6 protein-coding genes are annotated in these 7,569 nt (G+C 33.9%); 1 reads left to right on the top strand and 5 read right to left on the bottom strand.

Annotation, left to right across the window (positions count from 1 at the left end; all coding sequences use genetic code 11):
* Nucleotides 1-32 precede the first annotated feature (32 nt).
* The 5 genes from CUL_RS0106245 to CUL_RS0106265 form a co-directional block, all read right to left on the bottom strand.
* Nucleotides 33-1,736 carry a hypothetical protein gene (locus CUL_RS0106245; RefSeq protein WP_025640849.1) on the bottom strand — a complete coding sequence of 568 codons (1,704 nt, stop codon included), beginning with the start codon at nucleotides 1,734-1,736 and terminating at the stop codon, nucleotides 33-35.
* Between the two features lie 184 nt (nucleotides 1,737-1,920).
* Complete coding sequence (locus CUL_RS0106250) at nucleotides 1,921-2,979, bottom strand: ABC transporter permease subunit (protein ID WP_005584507.1); 1,059 nt, start codon at nucleotides 2,977-2,979, stop codon at nucleotides 1,921-1,923.
* Nucleotides 2,976-4,007: an ABC transporter permease subunit gene (locus CUL_RS0106255; RefSeq protein WP_025640850.1), complete on the bottom strand. Its 1,032-nt coding sequence runs from the start codon at nucleotides 4,005-4,007 to the stop codon at nucleotides 2,976-2,978. The genes CUL_RS0106250 and CUL_RS0106255 overlap by 4 nt, the downstream gene beginning before the upstream one ends.
* Nucleotides 4,008-5,591: a sugar ABC transporter ATP-binding protein gene (locus CUL_RS0106260; RefSeq protein ID WP_005584505.1), complete on the bottom strand. Its 1,584-nt coding sequence runs from the start codon at nucleotides 5,589-5,591 to the stop codon at nucleotides 4,008-4,010.
* Between the two features lie 52 nt (nucleotides 5,592-5,643).
* On the bottom strand, nucleotides 5,644-6,783 hold the full coding sequence (locus CUL_RS0106265) for a DUF3798 domain-containing protein (protein ID WP_005584504.1): 1,140 nt from the start codon (nucleotides 6,781-6,783) through the stop codon (nucleotides 5,644-5,646).
* A 334-nt stretch (nucleotides 6,784-7,117) separates the two neighbouring features.
* Here CUL_RS0106265 and CUL_RS19115 point away from each other — a divergent pair.
* Nucleotides 7,118-7,569 (top strand): helix-turn-helix domain-containing protein (locus CUL_RS19115; protein ID WP_236616435.1); only part of this gene is annotated, 452 nt, incomplete at its 3' end.

Below are 7,569 nucleotides of genomic sequence, written 5' to 3' on the forward strand. Positions count from 1 at the left end.
AAAGTTTAGTAAAAAAAACAGATAGTAAAAAACTATCTGTTTAAATAAATAATTTTGCCATTACATTTATGGTCTTTATCCTTTTTTGAAAGAATATTTAAAGCTAATTTTCCAAAGGAGGTGATACTGATATTTAAAGTAGGGGAGTGACTATACTCAAATATTCCCATCATTCCTAAATACTTATAAATATTTAGCAGAAATTCGGAAGCCTGGGTATTGGAGGACAGGTTATGAATATTATACCATACCCTTTCCTCTAAGTTGGCCAACAATTCTAACAGATTTTTTCTAATAGGATTTAATTTATCGGATTCTGAATCTTTTTTATTATAAGGCACAAAATCCTGATTCCAAACATACTGGAGGAATAGGCTATATTTTTCTTCATCGCTAAGCCTTAGAAAATTAGAGCCTATCTTAGTCACTGACAGATAATTTCCCCTTAATTTTAATAGTCGATTGTGGAGAGAAAACCTATAGAATAGATGGAGCATTGGGAAATCTTTCTGGTTTGGTGATTTTTTGTTAATGGTTTCCCCGTATTCCATTATATCGTTTAACTCCAATAAATGTTTTCTTCTAATATATTTTTTCTTTGCCGTTACTTCTAAAGGATTGCTCATTATATATAATAGGAACTTTTCATAATCCATGATAAAGTCAAAGGCATCTTCGTTAAGTCTATTGTTAATTCCATTAACAATATTTCTATTGATGTCAAACGGAGATTTAATCTCTTTAGAATTATCAATATATAAAAATCGATTTTTACTTATTTCAAGTATTTTTTTATATGTTTCCCTATAAACTGGATTCTTATTTTTTAAAAAGCCTAAGTATTTTTTTAATGTGGATATATAAGAGCTAAACTCCCTTTGGGTAGAAATAAATCCATCTTTTATAGCTGCTTTTAAAAGATATTCAATATCCAACTGGTCCAAATCATAAAGGGACAATTCTTCTTCCATTAAACAATATTCAAATAGATTGATTAAATTAGTAACATGCCTTTTTATTTCCAGGCGTGACATATAGTTTTGCAAATAGTTTTCAAACTCATCTAGCTCATCATATAGGTTATTGGTAATATCCTCATCCATATCCATTACTTCATATACACATTCTGTATAAATCCTATAGACATTTATACTATATCTTTTTAGGTACTTATCTATAGATAGTTCAGGAAATCTGAATCTAATTCTATTATAATCTATAAAAATTTCCCCAATAAATAGATCCTTAACAGTCGTTGGTAGAAAACTAATATTACCAATAAAACCTTTATAATCGATTATTCTACCTATTCTGCCAAAGATAAGATCTGATGGTTTGAGGATACTGGATATATTAGGTTCCCAAATAGTATGTCTTTTCCTAGTCAACAGATCTATGATATAGACATAATAACCTTCAATCTTTTCTATTTCGAATAAAGATATAAAGGATTTGTTTCTTTCAATTAATATTTCTTTTTCCAGACTAGTAAGATAGGAAGATTTTTCCTCCAACATATGTTCAATAAAGGATTTACCATAATTAGTCTTATAATCTATACTAATCCATACATTAAATGCAATTCTAGTCTTTTGTTCATCGAAATCGGGGTAGTAAAATTCTATAGAGTCTAAAATCCTATCTCTTTTCACAAATTCATTTATATATTTAATAAGTTTTCTCGTTGTATTCTCTTGAATAGTTTGTATTTGCTCATAATCTAATTTATTATTCATAATGCCCTCCAAAGAAAGTATATAATCATTATTAATATCTAATTATTATATATTATATACTAATATTAAGATTCCTGCATTGATAAAAGAGGAAAAATACTAATTAAATTATAAAGACAGTATAAAGAGTTAGATTCTCTTTATACTGTCTCAGTTTTTTAATTGCTTTTATAATTGTGCATTGTCAAGAATCGTCAATTGATAACCGGGCTTTTTCCTTTTCCCAAGCATGTAATAATAATGCTACACCGATGACCCCATAAGCTACAAATACTCTAAAGTATTCGCCGATTTGGGCATTATTCATTAAGTTTTGCCCTGCTAATGGTGATATGATGAACAATAGATGGAATAGGAAGGTACCGATTAAGGCTTCCTTCCAAGAAGCTTTGTCCACTGTGGCACCGCCTACTAGAAGGGAGGCTACAGCAAATAATCCCACCTGTTCATGGCTACCATAGGTGTTTAAAGTTCCTATATTTTGCAAGAAAATGATCTGTCCCCAGGCAGCTAAAACAGTAGATATGATTATAGCCATAATCCTAGTTTTATCCACATTTATACCGGAAACTTCTGCAATATGCATATCCTGGCCAACGGCTCTCATATCTTGGCCTAGTTTGGTTTTTAGAAAATAGTTAACCAATAAATATAATAATAGTGTTAGTATTAACGTGGCTATTGGATATCTAGATAGCCACTGGAAAAAGCCTAAATTAATTTTATGGAAGGGGATTAGCTTATCCAATGAATATCTTATCCCTGCTAAATCTACTGTATTCTTAAGGCCTATACCTGATGACAAGAGCAAATTCTTATTTCTAAAAGGAATTAAAGTACCAGCTAATACTAAAAATATCAGTTGATATACTCCATTGGCAAAAAAACCTAAAATCATACTAGTAATCATCTCTTTTCCTTTAGCCTTATTCAATACTTTACCTACTAAAAATCCAAATAGTATTGCAATAGGGGTAGAGATGATAAAGCTTAGAAATAATCCTAATCCTCCACCAATATGATAATTGGTAATTACTATCAAACCAATTTGCCCTGCCATAGCTCCTAGGACAATTCCAAAATTTAGTCCCATTCCAGTTATAACTGGAATTATCAAAGACAGAACCAGGATTAAATTTCGAGCAAGACGGATAACCATCTCATTCATTAAGAAGGTAGCAGGAAGTCCAGTAAAGAAGAAACCTGCAACACATAGTATTAAAAATATAATAGGCACTATCACGCTGTATCACCTCCTGGTCTAGTTAGAGCATAGAGGATTATTCCATTGGAGACAATTGTTCTTATTACCTCAGACATACTACCCTCAGATAATACATTTATAACGGGTAAAGCAACAACTAAAAGAGATTGGAACAGTAGGGTCCCAATTATTACATGGATTATTTTTGCTCTATGTAAAGATGCACCACCTATTAATATGGCAGCTACCGCTGGCATAGCAGCATAAAGGGGAGCATTATATAGCTGTAAAAATCCAAAGGCTTGGCTATAAACTATTATTCCAATAGCAGCCAGTACAGTAGAAATTACAGTTCCCCAGACCCTTTCTTTATCCACATCTATACCGTTAGATAAGGCAAAATTGGCGTTGCTACCAGCAACTTTCATAGATAAGCCTTTTTTACTTTTGCTGTAAATCCATACTATAAAGGCACAAAGAGCGAAGAACAATAATAATCCAGTAGGGATTTTAACATTGCCAATTTTAAAAGACCAAAAATTATTTAATACATGAGCCATAGATGATTCTAAGGATACGGTGACACGGAGGCCATTACCACCATAGGCCCAGATTAATTCAGGGCTTTTAAAAGGGGCTACTAGCCAAAATATACACATTAAAGAAACTACAGAAAAACCAATATAGGTTCCAACGGTCATTTCTTGCCCTTTAATCCTATTTAGCATCTTCCCATAGAAATAGCCAGCTATAGCTGCCAATGGTACTGCTATTAATATGGAAACGATGAAACCAAAGAATCCAGATAATTTAAATTCAATGCTAATTAAGGCTCCGATCAACCCAAAAACAATACCTAGTGGTAAATTGAAATTAAGACCAATACCAGATTGGACAGCTGGGATCATAGCCAATACCAATATAGCATTCATTCCAAAACGAACCAATATATCTGTAATCAAACTAGATAAGGGGATTTTCAGATATACGGCTACTAATATCAATCCAATCAAGAATAGGGCGATAATGAGTCGAGGAACGCCAATTTTTTCTATTAAACTATTCATCTAATTCACCACCTTATCTAGGGTTTCTCCAGCCATTAGGAGTCCAAAATGTTCATCTGAGGCATCAGGTGGAAGGATTCCTTTCACCTTACCATCGTATATAATGGCAATCCTATGGGATATTTGACGAAGTTCACCTAATTCACTAGAGGTGATGATAATGGTCATATTTAGCTCCCGGTTCAATTTAACCAGAGTGTCCAATACCAGTTTTTTAGCCCCAATATCGATGCCTCTAGTTGGTTCTGATACCAGTAGCAAATTTGGCTCCAAAGTTAAGGCTCTAGCAATACAGACCTTTTGCTGATTACCACCGCTTAGGTATCTAGTATGCTGTTTAGGCCCTGTACATCTAATATCCAATTCTTCAATCATTTTCAGAGCATGTTCTCTAACAGTTCTATTATCGATTAAATTAAAAGGCCCGATCTTCTTTAAAAACTTATTTTGAATTTCTAGGCTGGAAAAGGCAATATTAAAATCAATTGGATCATCTAATAAAAGTCCCACTCCTCTTCGGTCTTCAGATAAAAAAGCTATAGAAGAATTTAAACTATTCCTTGGGTTGTTTAAAGGCAGTTCCTTTCCATCCTTGATTATGGTTCCTGAAGTTTCATATAACCCCATAATTCCATTAGAAATACCAATTTTGCCTTGGCCAGCTAAACCACCAATTCCTAAAATTTCTCCCTTTCTAACCTTTAAGTCTAAACCTTTAACTTTTTCGCCGGGCATATTGACCTTAAAATCCTTTAATTCTAATATATATTCATCCTTAATATCTCTTTCCTCATCTTTTGCTTTAACCATATCGATATTTCGACCTACCATTAACCTAGCTATATCCACAATACTTATCTTGTCGGTTCCTATAGTTTTCACCATTTCGCCATCCCTCAAGATGGTAATAGAATGGGTTATTTCTTTTATTTCATCCAATCTATGGGATATAAATAATATGGATATACCCATTTCAGAAAGCTTTCTGACTACATCTAAAAATTGAGAGGCTTCAGTTTCAGTTAGAACTGCCGTTGGTTCATCTAATATTAAAAGCTTCAATTGTTCCTTATCGATTTCCCTGGCAATTTCAATAAATTGCATATATCCAACTGGTAGGCCTGCTACAGGTAGATACTCATCTACAGTCATATTTAACTTGTCTAAAACTTGTCGGGAATCCTTTGCCATAAGGCTTAAATCTAACCTTTCTAATTTATTGCCAAATATTTTACTCAACAAAGTGGGGTTAGTTCTTTCCCTATTGAGTTTAATATTTTCAGTAACACTAAATCCTGGGATCAGCATAAATTCTTGGTGAACCATACCTATTCCAGCCTTCATGGCATCTTCGGGAGACTTTGGGTTAAAGGGTATTCCATTGATGAATATTTCACCCTCGAACCCACCAGTTGAATGGATTACTGGCATTCCGAATAATATATTCATCAATGTAGATTTTCCAGCTCCATTTTCTCCTACAAGACCATGTATTTCTCCTTCTCTAATGGATAGGGAAACTTTATTTAAAACACGATTTTCACCATATAATTTTGTAATATTTTCCATTTGGAGTAATTCCATTTAATCCCTCCTTAGTTTAAGAAGAAGGAGGTCGTAATAACGACCTCTCTATTTAAAATATTTCAGAGCCAGCTACAAACATTAGGAAATTTGGAGCTCCCTCTAGCTCACTTACTGGAACGTTGTCGTCTTTAGTAACGGCTTTCAATATATCTACCATTTTGTCTTTATCAAATTTTTCTACTTCGCCTTTACCATAGGAAATAGCATATTCTACAGCAGCCTCTACCATGGCCATATTGGCAGGCACCTTCCAAGTAGCAAACCTTCCAGAGGCACCAGCTTCTTCAATTTTTGCATGGGTCTGTTCTAGCATATAGGCCACATCTCCAGCCTTATCTTCAGGAATTTCAATTCCTAGAGCACCTGGATAAGCATGGTAAGGACTTGGACAACATTGCTCTGGGTAGATGGCTCCTGTATTTATTACAGACATTATCAGTGGTTCTTGCATAGAACAGTTAGTATTGAAGAAGGCTGTATCCTCACCATATTTGTCAACTTGTCTTGGCACGTCTTCAATCATGAACTGTTGAGCACCTGGAATACCTGCATCTCCTGTTGGGTCTGGTGCATCAACTTCCACAAATTCAAGGCCTAACTTTTCAGCAGTTTCTTTCATTACATCCCTTCTTTGAGCAAGTAGCTCATAGGACATATGTCTAGGGAAGGAATAGTGAACAAAAGTTTTTGCTCCCATTTCCTTAGCCAATTCCACTATTGTTTCTCCTCGTTTAATATTATCAGTTTCAAGAATAATATCCGCTCTTGGTGCAATAGTTTCAGGGTCTTCATGGGGTACCCCGGCAATGAATAATATATCGTCTCTAGTTTCTTTAATTTTGTCAAAGGCTGCAGCCGTACCTGGCACAGCTTGAAGGACGACTATTGCTTTAACATCAGGGTCAGCGGCCAAGCTTGTAATTTGGGCTATAGTGGTCTCTTGTTCCTGGGTGAATTTATCGGGATAGGTAACATGTTTTATTACATCGCTGCCGTATGTAGCTACTGCATTTTCAGCTGCACGAAATTCTTCTTCCCCTTGGGACACAGTACCGGTAACTAGTCCAATTTTAAATCCTACTTCTTCCCCTTCAGTTTCTCCTCCTGTTGCTGTGTCTTCCTTACCACAACCAGCAACACTTATTACTAATAAACCGATTAAAAGTAAAGCTAAAATTCTTTTTTTCAAGACTTTCCCTCCTTTAGATATTTATATATTATAAATCCTTCATGTGAAAGGATCTATAGGACAAAATTTAATTATTAAACAAGATTGAAAGTAGACAATTTTATGAAAATAATGTCTAAAAAAGTCGTATCCTTAAAAAACACCAAACATTTTGTCGAAGTTTGGTAGGATATATGGACAATATATATAAAAATTAATGGTTATTTTTCGTATATTATATTCTTAATTTGATACTATGTCAATCCTTTGGGTATAATATTATTATTATTCTATGATAATGTCATATTAAATTCATTCTGATAAAATGTCATATATGAGAGAGGAGATATTTAATATGACTCAAAAAGAAATAACTAGACTTAGAGTCATTAATCAAACAGTTGATAAAGTAATAACTATTCGAGAAGCTGCTGAGATTTTAAGCTTAAGTGAACGCCAAGTGTTAAGGTTAAAGAAAGGAGTTGTAGAAGAAGGACCTGCGTTCATTATCCATAAAAACAGAGGCCGTAAACCAAAGCATGCTATATCGGATGGAACTAGAGATTTGATTATTAAACTTAAACAGACAAAATATAAGGAGGCTAATTTTAATCATTTTCAGGAATTAATTGAAGAACATGAAAATATTCAGGTAAGCTATCCTACGGTGTATAGAATTCTAACTGAGGCAGGTATTAAAAGCCCTAAAAAGCATCGTAAACGTAAGACACATCATAGAAGAAAAAGAAAACCTCAAAAAGGCATGTTAGTGCAAATTGATGCATCTCCCCATGAATGGATTATTGG

The organism is [Clostridium] ultunense DSM 10521, from assembly GCF_000511955.1.
Taxonomy (GTDB): Bacteria; Bacillota; Clostridia; order Tissierellales; family Tepidimicrobiaceae; genus Schnuerera; species Schnuerera ultunensis.